This window comes from Isoptericola sp. Y541 (assembly GCF_059445465.1).
In genome coordinates this window covers 236818-261318 of the sequence record NZ_JCAIUJ010000001.1, presented here as the reverse complement: position 1 = coordinate 261318, position 24501 = coordinate 236818, and the positions used below count along the sequence as shown (strand labels likewise).

Below are 24501 nucleotides of genomic sequence, written 5' to 3'. Positions count from 1 at the left end.
GGGGAGGCTCGAACGACGGGGGTCAGGCGGTGCGGCCCGCGGCGGCCGACGGCGGCGCGAGCAGGAAGCCGGGCGAGCGCAGCCCGGCGTCGTCGAACGCGGCCTGCACGGCCGCGACCACGTCGTCGACCTCGCCGGCGCGCACGAGCGCGATCGCGGAGCCGCCGAATCCACCGCCCGTCATCCGGGCGCCGAGGGCCCCGGCGGCGAGGGCCGCGTCCACGACGAGGTCCAGCTCGCGTGCGGAGACCTCGTAGTCGTCGCGCAGGGAGGCGTGCGACGCGACCATCAGCGGCCCGACCTCGCCGGCCCGGCCGCCGGTGACGAGGCCGCGGAACTCCTCGGTGCGCGCGATCTCGGTGACCACGTGCCGCACGCGCTGATGCAGGACGCCGTCCGGGTCGTGCGGCTCGAGCGCGGCGAGCGTCTCGTCCAGGTGGTCGGCGTCCACGTCTCGCAGCGTCTCGATCCCGAGCAGTGACGCCGCGTGCTCGCAGCTGGCGCGCCGCTCGGCGTACTGGCCGTCCACGTGGGAGTGCTCGGCGCGGGTGTCGACCACGAGCAGCGTGAGACCGGCGGCGGCGAGGTCGAAGGGCACGGGGGTGCCGGACTCCAGCGCGGTCAGCCCGGGGCGGGAGTCGACCAGCAGGGCGTGCCCGGCCGTGCAGCGCAGCGACGCCGCCTGGTCCATGCCACCGGTCGGCGCGCCGGCGATCTCGTTCTCGGCGCGCACGCAGGCGGTGACGAGCGTCGCCCGGCCCGCGTCGTCCGCAGGGTCACCGATGAGGCCGAGTCCGAAGACCTCGTCGAGGGCGACGGCGACGGCGCACTCCAGCGCGGCCGACGAGGAAAGGCCGGCACCGAACGGCACGCAGGAGTCGACGACGGCGTCGAAGCCGCCCACCGTGCGCCCCGCCTCGCGCAGCGCCCACGCGACGCCCGCGACGTACGCCCCCCACCCGGTCACAGCGCCGGGGGCGACGTCTGCCAGGTGGGTCGTCCAGGTCTCGCCCGGCGCCTGCGCGGAGCCGAGGCGCACGACGTCGTCGTCCCGGCGGCGCAGGGCGACGTAGGTGCGGTGGGGCAGCGCGGTCGGCAGCGCCAGGCCGCCGTTGTAGTCCGTGTGCTCGCCGATGAGGTTGACGCGGCCCGGGGCCGACCACACGCCGTCAGGCCCGGCGCCGTCGTCCCTGCCGTCACCGCCGCCGAAGGTCGTGGCGAACAGCTTCGCCGCGCGCCGCGCGCCGTCGTCGTCGGACCAGGACTCGAGCCACTCGGGCGTGCTCATGGCAGTGCTGCTCCTTCGTAAGCGGGGTAGGTGGGGGGCACCGCGGCGTGCCCCGGGCGAGGGTATCGCGTCAGCCCGAGACCGGGCTGAGGTTCAGGTGCATGCCCGCGAGCCCGCGGGAGCGGCGGCCGAGCGATCGCGCGACGTCGCGCAGCACGCGGGCGCCGGCGGAGTCGGGGTCGCTGAGGACGACGGGGGTGCCGTCGTCGCCCGCCGCGCGCACTGCGACGTCCAGGGGCACCTGGCCGAGCAGCGGCACGGGGGTACCGAGGGTCTGCCCGAGCCGGTCGGCCACGCGCTGCCCGCCGCCGGAGCCGAAGACCTCCAGCCGCGACCCGTCCGGCTGCTCCAGCCACGACATGTTCTCCACCACGCCCACCACGCCCTGCGACGTCTGGGTGGCGACCGACCCGGCGCGCTCCGCGACCTCGGCGGCCGCGGCCTGCGGCGTGGTCACGACGAGGATCTCGCTGCTCGGCAGCAGCTGGGCCACGGAGATCGCGATGTCGCCGGTGCCGGGCGGCAGGTCGAGGAGCAGCACATCCAGGTCGCCCCAGAACACGTCGGCGAGGAACTGCTCGAGCGCGCGGTGCAGCATGGGGCCGCGCCAGACGACCGGCTGCCCCGCCGGCACGAACATGCCGATGGACACCACCTTGACGCCGTGCTCGACCGGCGGCAGCAGCATCGAGTCCACGCGCGTGGGCTGACGGTCCACGCCGAGCATGCGGGGGATGGAGAAGCCATAGATGTCGGCGTCGACGACGCCCACGCTGAGGCCGTCGGCCGCCATCGCCACCGCGAGGTTCGCCGTCACGCTCGACTTGCCCACGCCGCCCTTGCCGGACGCGATCGCGTACACCTTGGTGAGCGACCCCGGCTGAGAGAACGGGATCACCGGGTCGCCCGCGCCGCCACGCAGCTGCGAGCGCAGCGACTGGCGCTGCTCCGGGGTCATGACCCCCAGCTGCACGTCGACGCCGGTCACGCCCTCGAGGGTCTCCACGGCGGCGGTCACGTCGCGCACCAGGGTGCCCTTCATCGGGCAGCCGGCCACCGTGAGGTCGATGCCGACCGTCACCCGCCCGCCGTCGTGCACGTCGACCGACCGGACCATGCCGAGCTCGGTGAGAGGGCGGCGGATCTCCGGGTCGATGACCGTGCCCAGCGCGGTGCGGACGAGGTCGCTCAGCGGTGCGGAGCTGTCGGGGGAGCCGGTGGTCATGCCTCGATCCTAGGCGCGGAGCGCCCCGGGCCGGTGCGGCGTCGGTCACGGGCGCCCGCGGCGGCGCCCGGCAGCGCCGCGGCCACCCGGTGCGCCAGGTGGCCGACGTCCACGGGGCCGCTCGTATCCTGCATGACGACGCGCCCCAGGGCGAGCGGCGTGCCCTGGGCGGACCACGCGGCCCACTCGGCCGCCATGTCGCGGCCGTCCGTGTGCGCGGGGTGCCGGTGCGGTGCCCCGGCCTCGAAGCGCTCGCGCGCGACGGCGGGCGGCACGTCGCACCAGACCTCGACGACGGCGTCGGCGCCGGCCGTCGCCAGCCCGCGCAGTGCGTGGTCCAGGTCGCGGGGCCGGAACCACCAGGACTCGACGACGACGAGCGGCAGCGGAGCGGCGGCCAGCAGCCACAGCGCCTCCGACGCGGCGGCACCGAGCCGGGCGTGTGCCCGGGGGTCGGAGGCGTTCGCGAGGGCCTCCTTGACGACGTCCTTGCCCAGGAGCGGTGCGTCGAGCCGCGCGGCGAGCGGCGCCGCCAGGGTCGACTTGCCGGACCCGGGCAGGCCGTTCACGAGCACCACCTGTCGCGCCATGACCAGCAGCACCTCCTTCGGTGACCGAACGTGAGCCCCCGGCGGAGGCTATCGCTCCGGACGCGGTGGCGCTCCGCGCGGTAGGACCTGCCGAGGGCTACGTTGACCAGCATGGACGCCCTCGCCTCGATAGCCCGCGACTCGGCCCTGCTGGTCGAGGCCGTGAACGCCGCGCCCGCAGAAGCCCGCGTGCCGGCCTGCCCGGAGTGGACGGCGGGCGACCTGGCGTTCCACGTGGCGTCGGTGCAGGCCTTCTGGGCGGAGGTCGTCGGCCACGAGCCGGGCGCGGGGAGGGCGCACGGTGCCGTCGTCGCCCTCGAGCGCCCGGACGACGACGCGGCCCTGACCGACCTCGTCCGCCGAAGCACCGCCCGGCTGGTCGCGGCGCTCGCGGGGCGTGACCCGCACGAGCCGTGCTGGTCATGGCACCCGGAGGGCCACACCGTCGGGTGGGTGACCCGGCGCCAGCAGCACGAGGCGCTGATCCACCGCGTGGACGCCGAGCAGACGGCCGGGCGCGGCGTCACGCCGCCGGACCCCGACGTCGCCGCGGACGGCGTGGACGAGGTGCTCGGCGTCCTGCTCGACGGGCACCCGGACTGGACGACCTTCGTGCCGGACGGCGGCACCGTCGCCGTCGCGGTGGACGCGCCCGGCGAGGCGGCGCACACGTGGTACGTCGAGCTCGGGTGGGTGCGCGGTACCGGTCCCGAGTCGGGCCGGGAGTACGACGTGCGGGGTGGACGGCTGGTCGACGCCGCTGCCGATGCTGACGCCGCTGCCGTCGCCGTCGTCGCGGGTGCCGCCGCCGACCTCGACCTCTGGCTGTGGGGGCGTGCCGGCGCCGAGCCGGCGCGCTTCACCGGCGACGCCGGGGCCGTGGTGGCGCTGCGCGTCGCTGCGGTCGGCGCCATGCAGTGATCCGGGTGCTTCGGACCTCGCCCGGGCCGTGACTCAGGACGACGACGCGTCCCGGCTCCGCTCGACCTCCTTCTCCTCGAGCTCCTCGAGGAGGTTGCGGATCTCCGAGCGCACGAAGTCGCGCGTGGCGACCTCGCCGAGCGCGATCCGCAGGGCGGCCATCTCCCGGGCCAGGTACTCCGTGTCGGCGAGGTTGCGCTCGGCGCGCTGCCGGTCCTGCTCGGCCGTGACCCGGTCCCGGTCGTCCTGGCGGTTCTGCGCGAGCAGGATGAGCGGCGCCGCGTAGCTGGCCTGCAGCGACAGCATGAGGGTGAGCGCGGTGAAGCCGTTCGCCGCGGAGTCGAAGCGCAGCTCCTGCGGCCCCCAGGCGTTCCAAGCCAGCCACATCGCGCAGAACACGGTGAGGTAGACGAGGAAGCGCGGGGTGCCGAGGAACCGGGCGATGCCCTCCGTGGCCTTGCCCACCGCGTCCTGGTCCATCTGCGGGCGGGGGATGAAGGTGCGGCGGCTCTCCTTCGGCTGGTCGAGGCGGTCAGCCACGCGGCACCTCCTCCAGGTTCTCGTCGATGTGCTCGCGCCAGTCGTCCGGGAGGATGTGGTCGAGCACGTCGTCGACGGAGACGGCGCCGAGGAGCCGCTTCGCGTTGTCGAGCACGGGCAGGGCGAGGAGGTCGTACGCGGCCAGCAGCCGGGTGACCCGGCCTACCGTGGCGTCGGAGGTGAGCCACTCGGTGTCCGTGTCGAGGACGGACCCTACCGAGGCGTGCGGGGGCTCGCGCAGCAGCCGCTGGAAGTGGGCGACGCCGAGGAAGCGGCCGGTCGGCGTCTCCAGCGGCGGCCGCACGACGAACACCATGGAGGCGAGCGCGGGCGGCAGGTCCTGCTTGCGAATCTGCGCGAGCGCCGTCGCGATCGAGGTCTCCGGGCCGAGGATCACCGGCTCGGTGGTCATGAGGCCACCCGCGGTGTCCTCGGCGTAGGAGAGGAGGCGCCGTACGTCCTTCGCGTCCTCCGGCTCCATGAGCTCCAGAAGCCGGGTTGCCTGCTCGTTGGGCAGCTCGTTGAGCAGGTCGGCCGCGTCGTCCGGCTGCATGGCCTCGAGCACGTCGGCCGCGCGCCCGGAGTCCAGCCGGGACACGATGGCGACCTGGTCGTCCTCCGGCAGTTCCTCGAGCACGTCGGCCAGTCGCTCGTCGTCGAGGGCGGTCGCGACCTCCAGGCGGCGCGTGTCGCCGAGCTCGTGCAGCACGTCCGCCAGGTCGGCGGGCCGCAGGCCCTCGTATGCCTCGAGCAGCTTGGCGGCGCCCTGCTCCTGTGTGGAACCCGCCAGGCCGGTCACGGCGGTCACGGGAACCACGAGGGTCTCGCCGCGGCGGCGCAACGACAGCCCCTTGGACGGCTGCTTGCGGCGCACGAAGAGCTGGTCCACGAGCCAGTCGCCCGTGCGCTGGCGGGTGATCGACAGGTCCTCCACCGTCGCCTCGCCGGAGCCGTCCGAGAGCCGCACCGTGCGGTCGAGCAGCTCGCCCAGCACCAACGACTCCATCGCGCGCTGCTCGAAGCGGCGCATGTTCAGCAGGCCGGTCGAGAGCACCTGGCCGGCGTCGATCGCCGTGACCCGCGTCAGGGGGAGGAAAACCCGGCGGCGACCCGGCACCTCCACGACGAGGCCGACGGCGCGGGGCGCGCCCTTGGCACGGATCAGGACGACGGCATCGCGCACGCGCCCCACCTCGTCACCGATCGGGTCGAAGACCTGGGTGCCGGCGAGGCGTGCCACGAAGACCCTGGTTGCCACGCTCACGCGGTCAGCCTACGCGGGGCGAACCCGTCGGTCCTGGTAGGAGGCGCGCGGTGTGGTGGTGCCTGGGCCCGGAAGGGGCCAGACTGGGTGAATGACCTTCAGCCGCCCGAACGCAGTGCCCCGCGTCCCCACCCTGCCGGGCGGCGACGAGGTCGCCGCGTACGACACGTACCTCGAGGCCCAGCAGGCCGTCGACTACCTGTCGGACAACAAGTTCGCCGTCGAGCACGTGACGATCGTCGGCACCGACCTGCGGATGGTCGAGCGGGTGACCGGCCGCCTGTCCTACGGCAGGGTGGCGCTCGCGGGTGCCCTGTCGGGCGCGTGGTTCGGCTTCTTCGTCGGGCTGCTGCTGAGCCTGTTCGGCGGGGCGGGGATGGGTGGCGTGCTCCTGGTCGGCATCGGGCTGGGCGCCGGCTTCGGCCTGCTCTTCTCCGTGCTGTCCTACGCCCTGACCGGCGGGCGGCGAGACTTCACCTCCTCCTCGCAGATCGTGGCCTCCACCTACGCGATCCTCTGCGGGCCGGAGCAGGCCGGCGAGGCGCGGTCCATGCTGCTGAAGTCGCCCAACGGCCTGGGCAAGGCGCGGCGCGGATCCACCACTGTCTCCGCCCCGCCCGCGGCGGCACCGGCCGCTCCCGCCGGGTCGGCGCCGGCTGCACCCGCCCCCACCACGCCCCGCGCTCCCGACCCGCGCTGGACCACACCCAGCGGCGCGCCGCGGTACGGCGCCATGCGCCCCGCCGGCGAGCAGGCACCCGCGGCCCCGCAGGCTCCGAGCGCCGAGCCGCAGACCGCCGAGCCCTCGACGGCCGAGCCCCAGCCTTCGGAGCCGCAGACCACTGAGCCGCAGGAGCCGCGACCGGAGGAGCGGGACGACCCGTACCGCCCGCCCCAGCCCTGACCCGTCGATCAGTTCGGCAACGGATTGTTCTGTTCGGCACGGATGTCTGCCGAACGGACCCACCTACTGCCGAACTGAAGCAGGTGGCCGCGGACTCCCTGGTGGCGATGGGAGCAGAGGATGGGTGCGCAGCGTTCGGCGTACGTCATCCGGAAAGCGCGCGGCCAGCGTGTCGACGATCCTCGCCAGGGGTGCGCAGGGACGAGCGAGGTCAGGTGCCGCCGGACGTCCGACGCGGCACCACCGGATCGTCGACAGCGTTGCACGACGTGCGTCGCGGCGGGAGGCGTCCAGAGGCGCAGCCCGTGGCACCGGGCGGCGGTCTCGTGACTGAAGACGTGGTCCGCCGTGAGCTGACGGTGCACGGCACGGGCGAGGTCGAGCATCCGCCGTCGAGCGGTCTCCGCGGCGTGCTCGACGCGGGTCGGCTCCGCTCGCCGGTACGCGCCGTGACGAAGTCCTTCGAGTTCCCCGGCGCGGCGCGCTCGGTCGAGTTCGTGCCGCTGGACGCGCGGGCGATCACGAGGGGGGCGTCGTCGGTCACACGCCAAGACTGGCGGACCACAGGAACAAGGCGACCATGCCCGTGGACAATGCCCTGGCGCTCTCAGGTCAGTTCGGCAGGGGGTTGATCTCCTCGGCACAAATGTATGCCGAAGAGATCAACCCCCTGCCGAGCAGAGCGGATGGGTCCGGTCAGCCGCGCAGGCGCGCCATCCAGGCCTCGACGTCCTCGGGACGGCGGGGGAGGGCGGCGGACAGGTTCTCGTTCCCGTCCTCCGTGACGAGCACGTCGTCCTCGATCCGCGCGCCGATGCCGCGGTACTCCTCGGGCACCGCGAGGTCGTCGGCCTTGAAGTACAGGCCCGGCTCGATGGTGAACACCATGCCCGGCTCGAGCACGCCGTCCAGGTAGAGCTCGCGCCGCGCCTGCGCGCAGTCGTGCACGTCGAGGCCCAGGTGGTGGCTGGTGCCGTGCACCATCCAGCGACGGTGCTGCTGGCCCTCGGGGGACAGGGACTCCTCGGCGGTCACGCCGTCGGGCAGCAGGCCCCACTCCTCGAGGCGGGCCGCGATGACCTCCATCGCGGCGGCGTGGATGTCACGGAACTTCGTGCCCGGCTTCGCGACGTCGAACGCGGCGTCAGCCGCGTCGAGCACGGCGGAGTAGATCCTGCGCTGCACGTCGGTGAACTTGCCGTCCACCGGCAGGGTGCGGGTGACGTCGGCGGTGTAGAGGGAGTCGACCTCGACGCCCGCGTCCAGCAGCACCAGCTCGCCCTCGTGGACCACGCCGTCGTTGGAGATCCAGTGCAGCGTGGTGGCGTGCTCGCCGGCGGCCGCGATGGTCTCGTAGCCCACGGTGTTGCCCTCGATCCGGGCGTGCGCGTCGAACGTCGTCTCGATGACGCGCTCGCCGCGGCGGTGCGCCACGGCCTTGGGCAGCGCCGGCACCACCTCCTCGAAGCCCTCGATCGTGCGGGCCACGGCCTCGCGCAGGTGCTCGAGCTCGATCGCGTCCTTGACCAGGCGCAGCTCGGAGGTCGCCTCGACCAACGACCCGTCCTGGGACTCGGCCTCGACGCCGGCCTCCTCGCGGATCGCCTCGACGAGCGTCTCGATGCCCTCGTCGGCGCCGGTCACGACGAGGATCCGCACGCCGTCCGCGCCGACGTCCTTGGCCAGGGCGTCGCGCAGGTCGTCGACGTGGCGCGCGTGGACGCCGGTGAGCGTCGTGACGTCGTCGAGCGAGGGACGGGCGCCCACCCAGAACTCGCCGTAGCGCGAGTCGGCGTAGAACTCCTCGGTGTCGCGTGCCGCGAGCGGGCGCACGTAGAGCACGGCGTGGTGCCGCGACGGGGCGCCGTCGGCGCCCGGGTCGCCCTCGCCCTCGGCGACGGGGTGCAGCACAAGCACGGCGTCGGGCTCCTGGTCGGTGCCCAGGCCGGTGAGGTGCGCGAACGCGGAGTGCGGGCGGAACCGGTAGTCGGTGTCGTTGGACCGGACCTTCAGCGGACCGGCGGGGATCACGAGCCGAGCACCGGGGAAGAGAGCGGAGAGCTTCGCGCGACGCTCGGCGGTGAACGGGGCGGCGTCGCCCGCGACGATGCCGAGGTCGGCGCGCGGGGCCCAGTGCGAGGTGATGAACGACCTGAACGCCTCGGAGACGGGGCGCTGGGAACGGTTGCTGCCGCGGTCCTCTTCGCCGGGCGGAGTGTTCGGGGCGGGTGCGGACTCGTCGACGGGGGTGGAGTCGGTCATGGTTCCAGTGTCCCACCCGACGGCGGGGCGGACGGGCCGGGCGGGGGGCGCGGTTCAGGCGCGGGCGAAGTCGTGCAGGGCGCGCGTCAGGACGCGGTTGAAGGCGTCGGGCGCATCGGAGTTGACGTCGTGACCTGCCTCCGGCACGACGACGAGCGCCCCGCGGTCGGCGGCCGCCACGTGGCGGGACTCCTCGAGCCGCATCCGGTCGCGCGCCCCGTTGACGAACCACACGGGCACGCGGAGCGCGCGCGTGCTCGCCACCGAGGACCTGCCGGCGAGGTGGGTGAGCGCGTCGGTCACCACGTCCCAGCCCGGACGGTGGACGCCCGCGGTACCGAGGGCGTCACCCATCAGCTCGGCCACCTGCGTGCCGCCGGCGCGGGAGCGCCCGCCCATCAGCGCGGACTGCCAGGCCAGCGACGCGTCCCGCAGGCCGCGTCGGAGCGTCGTCGTGCCGGAGACGGCGAGGCGAGCGACGTCGCGGTACAGCGCGACGGGCTTGCCCTTCGGGTCGGACGTGCAGCCGGCCGCGACCACCCCGGCCAGCCTCGGGGCGTCGGCGTCGGCGTCGGCGGCGGGGGTGGTGTGCCGCGCCGCGTGCTGGGCCTGCTGCGCCGCGTGCTGGGCCGCCCAGGCGAGCGAGGTGTACCCGCCGAGGGAGAGGCCCACCACGACCACCGGCGTCCCCGCGTCGAACGACCGGGCCGCGTCGTCGAGCACCTCGAAGGCGCCGGGCATCGAGAACCGCTCGCCGTGCCGCGCGCCGTGCGCGGGCAGGTCGACCGCGACCGCGTCGTGGCCCGCGTCGCGGACGTGCTCCAGCTGCCGTTCCCAGATCGCCGACGACGTGCGCATGCCGTGCACGAAGACGATCCCGGACCGGCCGTGGCCGGATCCGGGAAGGGGGGTGAGGTCGGGCAGCGAGGGGGCGACGTCGGCGCGGGTGTGGTCCATCGCGACGATCGTCTCGCGCCCATCGGCGCGTGCCGGGGGCAGGAGCAGCGGGCGCGGTGGAGAGCTTGTGTCTCCCGCCTTCACGACGCTCGGGCGGCGGACGTGGCCGACGTCGCACCGGTGCGGGCGCCGGATCGCGCGTCGTCACGCCCCTCGCTCCCTAGACTTGGGCCCGTGACGACTCGGCCCGTGATCGACCTCCATACCCACTCGCGGGCGTCCGACGGCACCGACCGGCCGCGTGCCGTGCTGGAGGCCGCGGCCGGAGCCGGGCTGAGCGTGGTGGCGCTGACCGACCACGACACCGCCGCGGGCTGGGCGGAGGCCGCCGACGCCGTTGCCGGCACCGGGGTCGCCCTGGTGCGGGGCACCGAGGTGTCCACGCGGGTGCGCACCGCCGAAGGGGGCATCAGCGTCCACCTGCTGTCGTACCTGCACGACCCGGACGGCACGGACCTGCGCGCCGAGTTTGAACGCACCCGCTCCGACCGGCTGACGCGGGCGCGCCGGATGGCGGACCTGCTGGCGGAGGACTTCCCGGTGACGTGGGACGACGTCGTCGCGCAGACGGGCGACGACGCCACGGTGGGGCGCCCCCACCTGGCGGACGCGCTGGTCGCCGCGGGGGTGGTCGCGTCGCGGGACGAGGCGTTCGCGACGATGCTGCACCCGGGCGCCCGGTACTACGTGCCGCACTACGCCCCCGACACGGATGCGGCCGTGCGCGCGGTGCTCGCCGCGGGCGGCGTGCCCGTGCTGGCGCACCCGGCCGCGGGGGCTCGGGGGCGCGTCGTGAGCGACCAGACCGTCGCAGACCTCGCCGCCGTCGGCCTCGCGGGGCTCGAGGTGGACCACAGGGACCACGACGCCGCCTCGCGCGACCGGCTGCGGGGCCTGGCGGCCGAGCTCGGGCTGCTGGTCACGGGCTCCAGCGACTACCACGGCACCGGCAAGCTGAACCGCATCGGGGAGAACTCCACCGATCCCGAGGTGCTCGCACAGATCGAGGATCGAGGTCGACTGGACGTGATCCGCCCGTGAGCGCGGTGCTGGACACCGCGCTGTTCACCGAGGTGTTCGTCACCCTGTTCGTGATCATGGACCCGCCCGGCACCGTTCCGGTCTTCCTGGGCCTGACCTCCGCCATGGGCGCTAAGCAGCGCAACCGCGCCGCGCGGCAGGCGATCCTCGTCGCGTTCGGCGTCATCGTGGTCTTCGCGCTCTTCGGCCAGCAGGTGCTGCACTACATGGGCATCTCGCTGCCCGCGCTGCAGGCGTCCGGCGGGCTGCTCCTGCTGCTGGTCGCGATGGAGCTGCTGACCGGCAAGATGGAGGAGCCGGCGCCGTCCGGGAACAAGGGCGTCAACGTGGCCCTGGTGCCGCTCGGGACGCCGTTGCTCGCCGGCCCGGGCGCGATCGTCGCGACCATGGTCTTCGTGCAGCAGACCAGCGTCTCGGACGGCGGCGCGCCGCAGCTGATCGCCATCGCGGTGGCGATCGTGCTGGTGCACGTGAGCCTGTACCTGGCGATGCGGTTCGCGAACGTGATCCACCGGGTGCTCAAGGACTCCGGCGTCACGCTCGTGACGCGGATCGCGGGCCTCCTGCTGGCCGCGATCGCGGTCCAGCAGATCGCCACGGCGGTCACGGAGTTCGTCAAGATGGCGCAGTGAGCACCCGGCGTCCGCCGCCGGCGGACGCCGATCCGCAAACATGGGATGTTAGGGTTTTTGGATGCCTGAGCCCACCGCCTCCCCGATCTCCACCCCCCGCAAGGTCTCCGAGCTCGTCGTCGAGCACCTGACCGACCTGGTCGAGCGGGGGGAGTGGCCCGTCGGCTCACGCATCCCCGCCGAGCCCGAGCTGGTGGCCCAGCTCGGTGTCGGGCGCAACACCGTCCGCGAGGCCGTGCGCGCCCTCGAGCACGCGGGCATCCTCGCGCCGCGGCGCGGCGACGGCACGTACGTGCGCGCCGCGAGCGGGCTCGACGCCGCACTCGGGAGGCGCGCCCGGACGGCCGACGCGCTGCAGGTGCTCGAGGTGCGCTCGATCCTCGAGCGCGGGTCCGCCCGGGCCGCCGCGGCCCGTCGCGACCCCGCCGCGCACGAGGCGCTGCGCGCGGCCCTGGCCGCACAGGTCGCCACCCGCGGGGCCGCCGACGACGTCGCCTACCGCGCAGCCGACATCGCCTTCCACGCCGAGGTCGTCCGCGCCGCGGGCAACCCCCTGCTCGCCGAGCTCTACGACGGGCTCGACCACGTGCTGCTGCGGACGCTCGCCACCGACGCCCACGGCCGCCACCACCGCGACGTCCCCGGCCACGAGGAGGTGGTCGCCGCCGTGCTCGACGGCGACCCCGACGCCGCCGAGCGCGCCGTCCTCGCCACGATCGAGGCCGTGCGTGCCCACGTCGTCGAGAGCACGAGCGGCGGTGCCGGCGGTGCCGGCGGTGCCGGCGGTGCGGCGCGCGACGGGCACTGGGAGGACGCATGATCGCCGACCGCCGCCCCCTGGCCGCCGGCGCCGTCCTCGCGATCGTCCTCGCCGCGCTCAACCTGCGCCCGGGAGTCGTCGCAGTCTCGCCGCTGCTGGGGGAGATCCTGGCCGAGGAGGGCCTCGGCGCGACCGCCGGTGGCTTCCTCACGACGCTCCCCGTGCTGTGCTTCGGCCTGCTCGCCCCTGCTGCCCCGGCGCTCGCCCGCCGGTTCGGCCTGGAGCGGTCGCTGTTCGCGAGCCTCGTGCTGCTGTGCGTGGGGTTCGCCCTGCGGCTCGTCCCCGGCGTCGGCACCCTGCTGCTCGGCACGCTCGCCGTCGGGTGCGCCATCGGGCTGGGCAACGTGCTCCTCCCGGCACTGATCAAGCGGGACTTCGCGGAGCGGGTCGGCCTCATGACGGGCCTGTACTCGATGGCGCTGTCCGGCGGGGCGGCGCTCGCGGCCGGGCTCACGGTGCCGCTCGCCACCGCCGCGGGCCTCGACTGGCGCGCTGCGCTGGCGTCGTGGGGACTGCTCGCGGTGCTCGGCGCGGTGGTGTGGGCGCCGCGCGCGCTGCGCGCCGGGGAGCGGACGGCGGCCTCGCTGCGCCCGGCCGGCGCCTCGCCCGTCGACGCCGCGAGGTCGGTGTGGCGCAGCCCGCTGGCCTGGGCGGTCACGGTGCTGATGGGGACGCAGTCGCTGTCGTTCTACGCGATCAACGCCTGGCTGCCGGAGATCTTCGTGGCCGCGGGCCGCAGCGTCGCGGTGGGCGGCTGGCTCCTGGCGCTGACCAACCTGCTCGGCATCGTGGGGTCGTTCGTCACCCCGGTGCTGGCCGGGCGTCTGCGGCGGCAGCGGGCGATCGGCATCGTCATCGTCGCCCTGATCACGACGGGCCTGCTGGGCCTGGCACTCGCGCCGGGCGCGGCATTTCTCTGGGTGGTGCTGCTCGGCCTCGGTCAGGGCGGCGGCATCAGCCTGGCGCTGACCCTCATGGCCCTGCGCACCGAGAACGCCGCTCGCACGTCGGAGCTGTCGGGCATGGCGCAGAGCGCGGGCTACGTGCTGGCCGCCTGCGGGCCGCTCGGCCTCGGCGTCGCGCACGACGCCACCGGGTCGTGGACGGTGCCCCTGCTGGTGCTGGTCGCAGCCTCGCTGGTGCAGGGTGTCGCCGCCTGGTTCGCCGGCCGCGACGAGATCGTGCGTTGACCCGCGGTGTCGCCCGCCCTCAGGGCCCGACCGGCTCCAGGGTGACCCGGACCGTCCCGCCCGGCTCAATGCCCTCGGCCTGGCGCACCGCCTTCTTCAGCGGCAGCACGTAGCCCTTCTGCTCGTCGCTGGGGAAGACTGACGTGGACCACGTGGTGGCGCCGACCGTGACGGTCACCTTGATCGAGCCGAACCCCCGCGGGGGCAGCGGCAACTCGGCGAGCGTGTCGGACTCCTCCGGCGGCACGGTGACGAACCACCACGAGTCGCTGCGCACCTGCCACTGCCACAGCGGTGCCGAGAACGTCAGATGCATGACGGCAGGCTACGGCGTACCGCCGACAACAGAACGGCGGTCGAGCCCGCGGGCTCGACCGCCGGCTTCCGGTGGGTCAGCTCTCCGACGGCGCCTGCGGAGCCGACGAGGCGCCACCCTCGGTGGGGCGGCCGCCGCGGGTGCGGCGCCGGTTGCGGTTGCGACGGCGCTGCCCGCCCTCGGACTGCTCCGCAGCACCGTGCTCGCCGGTGCCGTGTTCGCCGGTGCCGTGTTCGCCGGTGCCGTGTTCGCCGGTGCCGTGTTCGCCGGTGCCGTGTTCGCCGGTGCGGTGCTCGGCGCTGCCAGACGTCGCGGCGTCCGGCCGCGAGCCCTGCGTGGCGCCGCCGCGGGGGCCCTGGCCGGAGCGCGAGCCGTCACGACGACCGCCGTCACCTCGACCGCCGTCACCTCGACCGCCGTCACGACGACCGCCGTCACCTCGCCCGCCGTCACCTCGCCCGTGATCACCCCGGCCGCCGTCGCGCGGGCCGCTCTGGGCGCTGGTGCGCTTGCCGGTCTCGCCGAGGTCCTCGAGTACCTCGGCATCGAGGCCGCCGAGCTGCTGCTTGTTCCTCGGCAGCCGGCCCTTGGTGCCCTCGGGGATGCCGAGGTCGGAGAAGAGGTGCGGCGAGCTGGAGTACGTCTCGACGGGCTCGGGGAAGCCCAGGTCGAGGGTGCGGTCGATCATCTGCCAGCGCGGGATGTCGTCCCAGTCGACGAACGTCACGGCCGTGCCCTTGTTGCCCGCGCGGCCGGTGCGGCCGATGCGGTGCAGGTAGGTGCGCTCGTCCTCGGGGCACTGGTAGTTGACGACGTGCGTCACGTCGTCGACGTCGATGCCGCGCGCGGCCACGTCGGTCGCGACGAGGACGTCGATGTGGCCGTGGCGGAACGCGCGCAGCGCCTGCTCGCGGGCGCCCTGGCCGAGGTCGCCGTGGAGGGCACCGGCCGCGAACCCGCGGTCGCGCAGCTCGTCCGAGACCTTCGCCGCGGTGCGCTTGGTGCGGGCGAAGACGATGGTGCGGCCGCGGCCCTCGGCCTGCAGCAGGCGGGCGAGCACCTCGATCTTGTCCAGCGCGTGCGCGCGATAGATCACCTGGCGCGTGTCCTTCACGGTCGCGCCCTGGTCGTCGGGCTCGGCCGCGCGGATGTGCGTGGGCTGCGACATGTAGCGGCGGGCCATCGAGACCACCGGCCCGGGCATCGTCGCGCTGAACAGCATGGTGTGCCGCACGGCGGGGGTGCGCGACAGGATCTTCTCGACGTCGGGCAGGAAGCCGAGGTCGAGCATCTCGTCGGCCTCGTCGAGCACGACCGTCGCAGCGCGCGTGAGGTTGAGGTGCCCCTGGTTGAGCAGGTCCACCATGCGGCCGGGGGTGCCGACGACGACCTCGACGCCGTTGTTGAGCGTCTCGATCTGCGGCTCGTAGGCGCGGCCACCGTAGATCTGGACGATCCGGACGCTGCGGTGCTTGGACGCGGTCTCGAGGTCGCGCGCCACCTGCGAGGCGAGCTCGCGGGTGGGGGCGACGACGAGGGCCTGCGGCTTGCCCGGGGCGGGCAGCTCGTCGAAGCCCGGCTCGCCCGGCGCGACCACGCGGTTCAGCAGCGGGACGCCGAAGCCGAGGGTCTTGCCGGTGCCGGTCTTGGCCTGGCCGATGATGTCGTGCCCCTGCAGGGCCACGGGCAGCGTCATCGCCTGGATGGGGAACGGGTGGGTGATGCCGGAGTCGGCCAGGGCCTCGACGATCTCGGGGCGCACCCCGAAATCGGCGAAGGAGACGCCCTGCGCCTGGATGGCGGCGGGGGAGGAGTAGTCGGGCTCGCCGGCGGTGCCGGTCGTGGGCGCCACCGTCTCGGCGGCGCTGCTGTCGGTCGTGGTCACGGGTACCTTCGTCTGCTCGTCGGCGCGCGCGAACCGGGCTCCCGAACGGGCCGGAGGGCCGTTGACGGGCCGCACTGTTCGGATCGCATGAAGCGCCGAGGTGGTCGGCAGCCGATCGTGAAAGAACGTCGCTCAGGCTCCGCGGGACGTCCCGCGGGCCGCTGCGGTCGAGTCAAAGCGTGACGACCGGGCAACCGAAGTACATGTCCATGGTACGCGACCGGCCCGCGACGAGGGTCTCGCCGCGACGGACGCGCGGCGGCCGCACTTATCCTGGGCGGGTGAGCCACCAGCGCAGCACCCCGGCCGATCATCCCGGAGGCGTCGCCGGCGCCGACACCGCGCCGGCAGGCGGGGCCCCGGACCCCGCGCGCGCGGTGCTGGTCGGGCTCGCCGCCTACACCGAGCTGTCGGCGTTCGGGCTGCTCGCGAGCAGCTCCGTGGACGCGCCCGACCTCGCCACGCGCCAGACGCTCGCCACCGCCGCGGGCGACGCGCTCGACCGGCAACGACGGCTGCTGGTGTCCGTACCGGGCGAGGTGGCTCCGGCGGCCGTGATGGCGCCGTTCGACGGGGCGCTGGCCGACTTCGACGCGCGGACCGCGCCCGCGAGCTGGGCGGAGGGCCTGCTGAAGGGCATCGTCGGGCACGGGGTGGCGCAGGACCTGTGCCGCGAGCTCGCGCGGGGCCTGCCGGCCGGCGGCGAGGAGTTCCTGCGCGCCGTCGGGGGACCCCGTACCGACGACGCCGCGACGGTGCTCCTGGCGGGCGCCGCGGCAGCCGACGACGTGCTCGCCGCGCGTCTCGCCCTGTGGGGGCGACGGGTGGTCGGCGAGGCCCTGGGGCTGGTGCCGGTGCTGCTGGCCGCCCACCCGCCGCTGGCCGCGCTGGCAGCCGCGGCGCGGGGGGCCAGACCCGCCGCGGGCGCGTCCGCGCAGGGATGGCTCGTCTCGCGGCTCACCGCCGAGCACACCCGGCGCATGGACCGGATGGGCCTGGCCGCCTGACGATCCGCGGAGCGTCCCGGCCGACGACTGACCCGGCCGCACACCGACGGTGCGACCGGGTCAGGGATGGTGCCGTCGTCAGGGACGGAGCCGGCTCAGAGCGCGCCGAACCCCACCCGACGCTGGTCCTCGGCGCCGACCTCGACGTAGCCGATGGTGGCGGTGGGCACCAGGATCTTGCGCCCGCGGGCGTCGGTGAGCTCGAGCACGCCGTTGTCGGCGAGGGCCTCGCGGACAGCGGTGGTGACGGCCTCCGCCGTCTCGTCGGTCTCGATGACGAGCTCGCGCGCCAGGTTCTGCACACCGATCGTGATCTCCACGTTGTCTCCTTCGCGAGCTGCGCCGGCGCTGCCGGCGGCGGTCTGTCGTTCTCCGGTCACCCGGACGTCCCGTCGATCCTAGTCACGGCGGGCCCCGGTAACGGGCCACGACGCCCTTTGTCAGCGGAGGGTGAAACTCGCGACGGCGCTGTCGGTGTGACCGGCGGCCCGTGGGGCTGTCGGTGGGGCGGGCTGTCGGTGGGGCGTGGTCGAATCGGCCCGTGACGCCAGCGACCGCGACCGCCCCCCGCCTCGTGCCGTCGGCGTCCGTGGACGCCGACGGCATTGACGGCGCCGATGTCCTGGACGCGACGCAGACGTCCGCCGTCGTGGCGGCGCTCTCCGGGCCGGCGACGCTGGTGGTGGGCGCACCCGGCACGGGACGCACCACGGTGGCGACGGCGGTCGCGGTGCAGGCGCTCGAGGCCGGCGCGGACCCGGCGCGCGTGCTCGTGCTCGCGGCGTCCCGCAGGTCGGCGGCCCGGCTGCGCGACCGCGTCACCGCGCGGGCGGGGCGCACGGTCGGAGCACCGATGGTCCGCACCCCCGCGTCGGCCGCGTTCGCCGTGCTGCGCACCCGGGCGGCAGCGCACGGCGAGGCCGCGCCCACGCTCGTCTCGGGGCCCGAGCAGGACCTCGTGCTCGCCGAGCTCCTTGAGGGTCACCTCTCCGGCGAGGGCACCGACCTGCAGCTGCCGCCCGGGCTGCCCGAGGAGTCGCTGGGCCTGCGCGGCCTGCGCCAGGAGCTGCGCGACCTGCTGATGCGGGCCGCGGAGCGTGGGCTGGGGCCGGTGGACCTCGCGGGGCTGGGCGCCCGGCACGACCGCCCCGAGTGGGTCATGGCGGCGCAGCTCTACGAGGAGTACCTGGACGTCACGACGCTGAGGCTCGGCACGCCGGACGCGGGCGCCCGGTACGACCCGGCCGGTGTCGTCGACGAGGCGGCGCACGCGCTCGCGGGCTGGGACGAGGAGCTGCCGGACGTGCCGCGGCCCGCCTGGGACCTCGTGGTCGTGGACGACTACCAGGAGGCGACCGTCGCGACGGCGCGCCTGCTGCACGTGCTGCACGACGCGGGCGCCCGGCTGGTGCTGCTCGCCGACCCGGACTCAGCCGTGCAGGGCTTCCGTGGCGCGTCCCCGGGGCTCGTCGGGCGGGCTGCGGCGCCGGCCCGGCACGGCGTGGTCGGAGCCTTCGACGCCCGCACGGTGGTGCTCGGCACGGCGTGGCGTCAGCCCGAGGAGCTGCGCGCCGTCACGCGGGGGGTCACGTCGCGCATCGCCACGGTCTCCGGGGCGTTGCACCGCGTCGCCGGGGCCCGCCCGGAGGGGGACGACGACCTCACGGACGCCGACAGCTCCGGGACGGGCGAGGCTGCAGCCGCTGCCGGCGCCGGCGACGTCGAGGTGGGCGACGCGCCTGGGAGGGGCGTGCAGGTCGCGGTCCTCGCCGGCCCGGCCCAGGAGGCCGCGTACGTGGCACGCGAGCTGCGCGCCGAGCACCTGCTGCACGGGACGCCCTGGGAGCGGATGGCTGTCGTCGCCCGCAGCGGCGACCGGCTCGCCTCGGTGCGCCGCGACCTGGTCGCCGCCTCCGTCCCGGTGGCGCTGCTCGGCTCTGACCTGCCGCTGCGCGACGAGCCGGCCGTGACGCCGCTGCTCGCCGCGCTGCGGGTGTGCGCCGCCGGGGGCGGGATCGACCGCCTGCTCGCCGACGAGCTGGGGGAGCCGGGGCCCGGCGTCGGCTCGGAGCTCGACGCCGACACGGCCGCGCTGCTGCTCACGTCGCCCGTCGGCGGCCTCGACGCGGTGGCGCTGCGCCGGCTGCGTCGCGCGCTGCGCGCGGAGGAGCTCTCGGGGGGCGGGGGCCGCTCGTCCGACGCCCTGATCGTCGAGGTGCTGGACGACCCCGCGCGCGTCGAGACGCTCCCGTCCCCGGTGCGCCGGGGGCCGGGGGCCGTCGCCCGGGTGCTCGCCGCGGGACGCGCGGCGGCGGCCGAGCCGGGCGCCACCGCACAGACGGTGCTGTGGGCCGTGTGGGCTGCCACCGGGCTGGCTGACCGGTGGCGGGATTCCGCGCTCGCGGGCGGCTCGTCGGGTGCGCGCGCGGACCGCGACCTGGACTCCGTGCTCGCCCTGTTCCGGGCGGCGGAGACGTACGTCGACCGGATGCCCGGCGCCCCGGTCGCGGCGTTCGTCGACTACCTCGCTTCGCAGGACCTGCCGGCCGACTCGCTCGCCGCCTCGGCGGCCGGCGCGCACGCGGTGGAGGCGCTGACGCCGGCCGGCGCGGCGGGCCGGGAGTGGGACGTCGTGATGGTGGTCGGCGTGCAGGACGGTGTGTGGCCCGACCTGCGCCTGCGCGACTCGCTGCTCGGCTCGCAGGCCCTCGTCGAGCTGCTCGCGGGGCGCTCCGACGACGCGCACGGGATGGGCACCGAGGCGCGGCGCCAGGTGCTCGCCGACGAGCTGCGCGCCTTCGCCGTCGCGACCTCGCGGGCGCGACGGCGGCTGGTCGTGACAGCGGTCGAGGACGCCGAGGACGCGCCGTCGGTCTTCCTCGACCTCGTGACGCCGCCCGGCACCGACGTCACGGGTCCCGACGGCGGGCCCGACCCGCGGAGGGTCACGGTGGGGCCTCCGCTCGACCTGCGCGGCGTCGTCGCCGAGGCCCGGGCCGCGCTGGTCCGCGACGCCCGGGCGGGCGCGCCGGACGGTGGCCCGGTGACTGCCGGCCCGGTGCCGGACGAGGTGGCGGCGCACGACCCGGCGAGCGTGGCAGCCGCCCTGCTCGCCGACCTCGCCGGCGCGGGGATCGCCGAGGCAGACCCGCGCACCTGGTACGGCGTCGCGACCACCTCCAGCGACGAGCCGCTGTGGGGGCCGCAGGACGAGGTGACCGTCTCGCCCTCGAAGGTGGAGACGGTGAGCACGTGCGCGCTGAAGTGGGCGTTCGAGTCGGCCGGGGCCACGGCCCCCGACGCCACCCACCAGACGCTCGGCACGCTGGTGCACGAGATCGCCGAGACGCTGCCGAAGGCGCCGCTCTCCGCGCTGCGCGCCGAGCTCGACCGTCGCTGGCCGGAGCTCGCGCTGCCCGAGGGATGGCCCTCGCGCCAGCTGCGCCGCCGGGCCGAGCAGATGGTGGAGCGGCTCGCCGCGTACTACGCCGACGCGGGGGACCCCGTGCTCGTCGAGCCGGCCTTCGAGCTCACCGTCGGCCGTGCGCGCCTCAAGGGCAAGATCGACCGGGTCGAGGACGCGGGCGACGACGGGGTCACCGTCGCCGACCTCAAGACCGGCCGCACCGCGGCGTCGCGGGCCAAGGCGACCGAGCACCCGCAGCTCGGCGCCTACCAGCTGGCCGTGGCCGAGGGCGCCCTCGACCTGCCCCCGGGCACCCCGAGCGCGGGGGCGCGGCTGGTATACGTCGGGACGCCCACGGTGGCGCCCAGCGTCCGCAGCCAGCCCGCGCTGCCCGTCGAGCAGGACGGCTCGAGCTGGGCGCGGGCGCTGGTCGAGAGCGCGGCCGACACCATGGCCGCCGCCCGCTTCACCGCGCACGAGAACGACCTGTGCCCCATGTGCCCCGTGCGGCGGTCGTGCCCCGTGCAGCCCGAGGGAAGGAACGTCATCGGATGACCGGCGACAGCACGTCCGCACCCGGCCCGGTGCCGGCCTCTGGGCCGGACCCGGCGTCGGCCGCCGCGCCCGACGGCGCGTGGGATGCACTCGGCGAGCCTGACCGGGCGGCGGACCTCGGCTTCCCCGAGCTCGCCGGCCTCGGCGCGCCCGACGGCGTGCTGTTCGACGACCCATTGCTCGACGGCGGGGCTCTCGACGACGGACCGATGCACCGCGACGGTGCGGCCGCGTCGGCGACGCAGCGGCTGTCGGCCCGCGAGATCGCCGAGCTGCTGGGCCGCCCGTCGCCCACCGACGAGCAGGCGGCCGTCATCGAGGCTCCGCTGGAGCCGGTGCTCGTGGTGGCGGGCGCGGGGTCGGGCAAGACGGAGACGATGGCGGCCCGCGTGGTGTGGCTCATCGCGAACGAGCTCGTGGCGCCCGAGGAGGTGCTCGGGCTGACGTTCACGCGCAAGGCGGCCGCCGAGCTCACCACGCGGGTGCAGTCGCGGCTCGCGCAGCTCGCCCGCGCGCAGGGCCGCGCGGCGTCGGGCCTCGACCTGTTGGCACGCCCGACGGTCGCGACCTACAACGCCTACGCGGCGTCGCTCGTGGCCGACCACGGGCTGCGGCTGGGGATCGAGCCGGGCTCGCGGCTGCTGGGCGAGGCGAACCAGTGGCAGCTCGCGGCCCAGGTCGTGGAGTCGTGGGCTGACGACCTCGGCACGGACCGCGCGGTGAGCACCGTGGTGGGGGCCGTGCTCACGCTCTCGGGGGCGCTCGGGGAACACCTGCTGGCGGTGGACGACGCGCGCGACGCGCTGGCCGACGTCGTCGCCCGGCTCGACGCGGTGCCGCTCGGCCCGCGGCAGAAGAAGCGGACCAAGGAGATCCAGGGCCTGATCGACTCGGTCGCGGAGCGGGCGCGGCTGCTCGACCTCGTCGCCGAGTACCGCCGCCGCAAGCGCGTCGTGGACGCGCTCGACTTCGGCGACCAGATCGCCTTCGCGGCCGAGCTGGCGCGGTCGGTCCCCGCCGTCGGGGCCACCGAGCGCACCCGCTACCCCGTGGTGCTGCTCGACGAGTACCAGGACACGTCGTACGCGCAGGTGGAGCTGCTCGCCGGGCTGTTCGGCGGCGGCCACGCGGTCACGGCCGTGGGTGACCCGCACCAGTCGATCTACGGCTGGCGCGGGGCCTCCGCGTCCGGCCTGGCGCGGTTCCCCGAGCGGTTCCGCACCCGTGGTGTCTCGCCCGCGGCGGTGCGCTACCTCAGCACGTCGTGGCGCAACGACGGCGCGGTGCTCGCGGCCGCGAACGTGGCCGCCGCTCCGCTGCGGGAGCGCGCGCGGCAGACGGGCACGGGCATGGACGTGCCGCCGCTCGACCTGCGGCCCGACGCCGGCACCGGAACGGTGCGGGCGCACGTAGCCACGACGAGCGAGGAGGAGGCCGAGGCGGTGGCGGAGGTCGTGGCCGCGCGCTGGCGGCGCGGGACGCGCCGCGACGGCTCCGACCGGGTGACGGCGGCCGTGCTGTGCCGGGCCCGCTCGCAGTTCGCGGCCGTCGAGGTGGCGTTGCGCCGTCGCGGGCTGCCCGTCGAGGTGGTGGGCCTGGGCGGCCTGCTGTCGACGCCGGAGGTGGTCGACGTCGTCGCGCTGCTCGAGGCCGTGCACGACCCGTCGCGCGGTGACTCGCTGTTGCGGCTGGTCACAGGGCCGCGGGTCAGCCTCGGCGCGGCAGACCTGCACGCACTCGGGTCGTGGGCGTCCGACCTGGCACGTGCCGCCGGCGCCCGGCCGGGTGCCCCGTCCGGTGCGGGTGCCGGGCCCGAGGACGAGAGCGCCCCGGTGATCGAGGGCGACGTGGTCGACCACCGCTCGATCGTCGACGCGCTGGACGACCTGCCTGCCCCCGGCCGGCCGGCCAGGGACGGGCGTGTGTTCACCGCGGTGGGGCACGGGCGGCTGACGGCCCTCGCACGCCTGCTGCGCGAGCTCCGCGGGCTCACCTACCTCTCCCTGCCGGAGCTCGTCGTCGCGGCCGAGCGCGCGCTGGGGCTCGACGTCGAGGTCGCCACCGCCCAGGTGCTGGCCGACGCGCTCGCGTCCGGCCCGCCCGGCAGCCCCGGCGCGGTCGCCGGGGCCGGCGTGAGCCTGCGAGGGCGCGAGCATCTCGACGCGTTCCGGGACGTCGCCGCGAGCTTCGCGCAGTCGGCGGACGTCGCGACGCTCGGCGCGTTCCTCGCGTGGCTCGGCGTCGCGGGCGATCGGGAGCGCGGGCTGGACATGCCGGTGCGTGAGCCCGACCCGGACGCCGTGCAGGTCATCACCGCGCACGCCGCCAAGGGGCTCGAATGGGACGTCGTCGCGGTGCCGGGGCTGGTGGACGGGGTATTCCCGAGCCAGGCGGAGTCGGCCGGCGGGCGCACCGACAGTGGCTGGCTCACCGACCCGGCCGCACTCCCGTACCACCTACGGGGCGACGCCGCCGATCTGCCTGAGTTCACCTGGGCGGACGCCTCCGACACCAAGGACCTCGCCGCCCGCCGGGACCAGTTCCGCGCGGACAGCGGCGCCCACCGCCTGGCCGAGGAGCGCCGGCTGGCCTACGTCGCGTTCACCCGGGCGCGCAAGGAGCTCTTCCTCACGGCGCACTGGTGGGGCACGGGCAGCAGCCCGCGCCGCGTCTCCCCGTTCCTCGCCGAGCTCGTCGAGGCCGGCGTCGTGGACCCGCGCGGCTGGGCCGGTCAGCCGGACCCCGGCGACGGCAACCCGCGCGACGCGCAGGAGCGCGCCGGCTCGTGGCCCACGCCCGACGCCGCGCCCGACGCCGCGGCCGGCCACGCGGCAGCCGGCGGCGACGGAGCAACGACCGCGGACGCTGTGCCCTCGCCGCGCGAGCTCCTGCGGCGGACGGCGTCGCGGGTGGACACGGCGCGCGCGGCGGGCGGCGGCGCGACCACCGGGATCCTGCGTGACGACTCCGGCCGCGACCTCGTCGTCCTGGCCCGCACCCTGCTGACGGAGCGTGGGGCGCGCACGACGCGGGAGGTCGAGATGCCCGCGCACGTCTCCGCGTCGGGCCTGGTGCGGCTGGCCGCCGACCGGGACGCGTTCGCGCTCCAGCTGCGCCGCCCCGTGCCGCAGCAGCCCACCGTGCACGCGCGCCGCGGCACCCGCTTCCACGAGTGGATCGAGCGGTTCTTCACGTCGTCCTCGCTGGTCGACGTGGACGACCTCCCCGGCGCCGAGGACGGCGAGATCCCGCCCGACCTCGACCTCGAAACCCTGCGGCAACGCTTCCTCGACTCGCCCTGGGCGGCACGTACGCCGCTCGCCGTCGAGGTGGACGTGGAGACGCCGGTCGCGGGGGTGATGCTCCGCAGCCGGATCGACGCCGTCTTCGCCGACCCCGAGGCCGCGTCACCGGCGGGTGGCGAGGCGCCCGCCGTCGTCGTCGTGGACTGGAAGACGGGCCACGAGCCGACCGACCCGGCGGCCCGTGCCGCCCGCGAGGTGCAGCTGGCCGTCTACCGGTTGGCCTGGTCGCGGTATGCCGGGCTGCCGCTCGACCAGGTGTCCGCGGCGTTCGTCTACGTGGCGAGCGGTACCACGGCGCGCCCCCGACGCCTGCTCGACCAGGCGGAGCTGGAGGCGCTGGTGCGCGGCGCCTGAACGACGACGGGCCCGGGCACCGGCGACGTCCGGGTCACC

The 24501-nt window shown here is 75.5% G+C and carries 18 protein-coding genes and 2 pseudogenes; 10 read left to right on the top strand and 10 right to left on the bottom strand.

All coding sequences use genetic code 11. The features are described from left to right. Nucleotides 1–22: 22 nt before the first annotated feature. From galK to AC1C2V_RS01275, 3 genes are all read right to left on the bottom strand, one after another. A complete protein-coding gene (gene galK, locus AC1C2V_RS01285) occupies nt 23–1288 on the bottom strand; it encodes a galactokinase (RefSeq protein WP_495387763.1) in 1266 nt (421 codons plus the stop codon). Nucleotides 1289–1358: 70 nt separating this feature from the next. Next, on the bottom strand, nt 1359–2513 hold the full coding sequence (locus tag AC1C2V_RS01280) for an Mrp/NBP35 family ATP-binding protein (RefSeq protein WP_495387762.1): 1155 nt from the start codon (nt 2511–2513) through the stop codon (nt 1359–1361). Continuing rightward, entirely contained in the window at nt 2510–3103 is a 594-nt protein-coding gene (locus AC1C2V_RS01275; RefSeq protein ID WP_495387761.1) for a P-loop nucleotide/nucleoside kinase family protein, read from the bottom strand. Before AC1C2V_RS01275 ends, AC1C2V_RS01280 begins: the two co-directional genes overlap by 4 nt. Before the next feature lie 111 nt (nt 3104–3214). On the opposite strand from AC1C2V_RS01275, the gene AC1C2V_RS01270 reads away from it, so the two are divergent. Next, nucleotides 3215–4024: a maleylpyruvate isomerase family mycothiol-dependent enzyme gene (locus tag AC1C2V_RS01270; RefSeq protein ID WP_495387760.1), complete on the top strand. Its 810-nt coding sequence runs from the start codon at nt 3215–3217 to the stop codon at nt 4022–4024. Nucleotides 4025–4057: 33 nt separating this feature from the next. Here AC1C2V_RS01270 and AC1C2V_RS01265 read toward each other — a convergent pair whose 3' ends face one another. Together AC1C2V_RS01265 and AC1C2V_RS01260 are read right to left on the bottom strand one after the other, a co-directional pair. Then, complete coding sequence (locus AC1C2V_RS01265; RefSeq protein ID WP_495387759.1) at nt 4058–4564, bottom strand: DUF1003 domain-containing protein; 507 nt, start codon at nt 4562–4564, stop codon at nt 4058–4060. Next, a complete protein-coding gene (locus AC1C2V_RS01260) occupies nt 4557–5828 on the bottom strand; it encodes a magnesium transporter MgtE N-terminal domain-containing protein (protein ID WP_495387758.1) in 1272 nt (423 codons plus the stop codon). Before AC1C2V_RS01260 ends, AC1C2V_RS01265 begins: the two co-directional genes overlap by 8 nt. A gap of 91 nt (nt 5829–5919) precedes the next feature. Here AC1C2V_RS01260 and AC1C2V_RS01255 point away from each other — a divergent pair, with 91 nt between their 5' ends. Continuing rightward, a complete protein-coding gene (locus AC1C2V_RS01255) occupies nt 5920–6732 on the top strand; it encodes a YflT domain-containing protein (protein ID WP_495387757.1) in 813 nt (270 codons plus the stop codon). A gap of 696 nt (nt 6733–7428) precedes the next feature. Here the strand turns inward: AC1C2V_RS01255 and AC1C2V_RS01250 are convergent. Then, nucleotides 7429–8994 (bottom strand): aminopeptidase P family protein, encoded by a 1566-nt coding sequence (locus tag AC1C2V_RS01250; RefSeq protein ID WP_495387756.1) that lies wholly within the window; start codon nt 8992–8994, stop codon nt 7429–7431. Nucleotides 8995–9048: 54 nt separating this feature from the next. Continuing rightward, a complete protein-coding gene (locus AC1C2V_RS01245) occupies nt 9049–9951 on the bottom strand; it encodes an alpha/beta fold hydrolase (protein WP_495387755.1) in 903 nt (300 codons plus the stop codon). Between the two features lie 174 nt (nt 9952–10125). Between AC1C2V_RS01245 and AC1C2V_RS01240 the strand changes: the two genes are divergently transcribed. The 4 genes from AC1C2V_RS01240 (at nt 10126) to AC1C2V_RS01225 (ending at nt 13634) form a co-directional block, all read left to right on the top strand. Then, a complete protein-coding gene (locus tag AC1C2V_RS01240) occupies nt 10126–10992 on the top strand; it encodes a PHP domain-containing protein (RefSeq protein ID WP_495387754.1) in 867 nt (288 codons plus the stop codon). Next, nucleotides 10989–11624 (top strand): MarC family protein, encoded by a 636-nt coding sequence (locus tag AC1C2V_RS01235; protein WP_495387753.1) that lies wholly within the window; start codon nt 10989–10991, stop codon nt 11622–11624. Before AC1C2V_RS01240 ends, AC1C2V_RS01235 begins: the two co-directional genes overlap by 4 nt. A 61-nt stretch (nt 11625–11685) precedes the next feature. Further along, entirely contained in the window at nt 11686–12444 is a 759-nt protein-coding gene (locus AC1C2V_RS01230; RefSeq protein ID WP_495387752.1) for a FadR/GntR family transcriptional regulator, read from the top strand. Further along, entirely contained in the window at nt 12441–13634 is a 1194-nt protein-coding gene (locus tag AC1C2V_RS01225; RefSeq protein ID WP_495387751.1) for a CynX/NimT family MFS transporter, read from the top strand. The genes AC1C2V_RS01230 and AC1C2V_RS01225 overlap by 4 nt, the downstream gene beginning before the upstream one ends. A gap of 19 nt (nt 13635–13653) precedes the next feature. Here AC1C2V_RS01225 and AC1C2V_RS01220 read toward each other — a convergent pair whose 3' ends face one another. Continuing rightward, on the bottom strand, nt 13654–13950 hold the full coding sequence (locus AC1C2V_RS01220; protein WP_495387750.1) for a DUF1905 domain-containing protein: 297 nt from the start codon (nt 13948–13950) through the stop codon (nt 13654–13656). Here AC1C2V_RS01220 and AC1C2V_RS01215 point away from each other — a divergent pair. Next, nucleotides 13949–14200: pseudogene (locus tag AC1C2V_RS01215) on the top strand (hypothetical protein); the annotation flags it as partial. The gene AC1C2V_RS01220 and the pseudogene AC1C2V_RS01215 sit on opposite strands and share 2 nt — an antisense overlap. 552 nt (nt 14201–14752) lie before the next feature. Here AC1C2V_RS01215 and AC1C2V_RS01210 read toward each other — a convergent pair. Then, nucleotides 14753–15646 (bottom strand): annotated as a pseudogene (locus AC1C2V_RS01210) (DEAD/DEAH box helicase); the annotation flags it as partial. A 470-nt stretch (nt 15647–16116) separates the two neighbouring features. Here AC1C2V_RS01210 and AC1C2V_RS01205 point away from each other — a divergent pair. Then, on the top strand, nt 16117–16842 hold the full coding sequence (locus tag AC1C2V_RS01205) for a ferritin-like fold-containing protein (RefSeq protein ID WP_495387749.1): 726 nt from the start codon (nt 16117–16119) through the stop codon (nt 16840–16842). A gap of 95 nt (nt 16843–16937) precedes the next feature. Here the strand turns inward: AC1C2V_RS01205 and AC1C2V_RS01200 are convergent, their stop codons facing one another. Next, complete coding sequence (locus AC1C2V_RS01200; protein ID WP_495387748.1) at nt 16938–17162, bottom strand: DUF3107 domain-containing protein; 225 nt, start codon at nt 17160–17162, stop codon at nt 16938–16940. Nucleotides 17163–17383: 221 nt separating this feature from the next. Here AC1C2V_RS01200 and AC1C2V_RS01195 point away from each other — a divergent pair, with 221 nt between their 5' ends. Both AC1C2V_RS01195 and AC1C2V_RS01190 read left to right on the top strand, forming a co-directional pair. Beyond that, nucleotides 17384–20803, top strand: coding sequence for an ATP-dependent helicase (locus AC1C2V_RS01195; protein WP_495387747.1), 3420 nt, complete (start codon nt 17384–17386; stop codon nt 20801–20803). A 209-nt stretch (nt 20804–21012) separates the two neighbouring features. Beyond that, complete coding sequence (locus AC1C2V_RS01190) at nt 21013–24462, top strand: ATP-dependent helicase (RefSeq protein WP_495388422.1); 3450 nt, start codon at nt 21013–21015, stop codon at nt 24460–24462. The last annotated feature ends 39 nt before the right edge of the window (nt 24463–24501 follow it).

Bases quoted from the DNA above. Each gene is read 5' to 3' on its own strand.
- AC1C2V_RS01275 (WP_495387761.1), bottom strand. From the start codon at position 3,103: ATGGCGCGACAGGTGGTGCTCGTGAACGGCCTGCCCGGGTCCGGCAAG.
- AC1C2V_RS01190 (WP_495388422.1), top strand. From the start codon at position 21,013: ATGCACCGCGACGGTGCGGCCGCGTCGGCGACGCAGCGGCTGTCGGCC.
- AC1C2V_RS01270 (WP_495387760.1), top strand. From the start codon at position 3,215: ATGGACGCCCTCGCCTCGATAGCCCGCGACTCGGCCCTGCTGGTCGAG.
- AC1C2V_RS01245 (WP_495387755.1), bottom strand. From the start codon at position 9,951: ATGGACCACACCCGCGCCGACGTCGCCCCCTCGCTGCCCGACCTCACC.
- AC1C2V_RS01250 (WP_495387756.1), bottom strand. From the start codon at position 8,994: ATGACCGACTCCACCCCCGTCGACGAGTCCGCACCCGCCCCGAACACT.
- AC1C2V_RS01255 (WP_495387757.1), top strand. From the start codon at position 5,920: ATGACCTTCAGCCGCCCGAACGCAGTGCCCCGCGTCCCCACCCTGCCG.
- AC1C2V_RS01220 (WP_495387750.1), bottom strand. From the start codon at position 13,950: ATGCATCTGACGTTCTCGGCACCGCTGTGGCAGTGGCAGGTGCGCAGC.
- AC1C2V_RS01225 (WP_495387751.1), top strand. From the start codon at position 12,441: ATGATCGCCGACCGCCGCCCCCTGGCCGCCGGCGCCGTCCTCGCGATC.
- AC1C2V_RS01280 (WP_495387762.1), bottom strand. From the start codon at position 2,513: ATGACCACCGGCTCCCCCGACAGCTCCGCACCGCTGAGCGACCTCGTC.
- galK (WP_495387763.1), bottom strand. From the start codon at position 1,288: ATGAGCACGCCCGAGTGGCTCGAGTCCTGGTCCGACGACGACGGCGCG.
- AC1C2V_RS01230 (WP_495387752.1), top strand. From the start codon at position 11,686: ATGCCTGAGCCCACCGCCTCCCCGATCTCCACCCCCCGCAAGGTCTCC.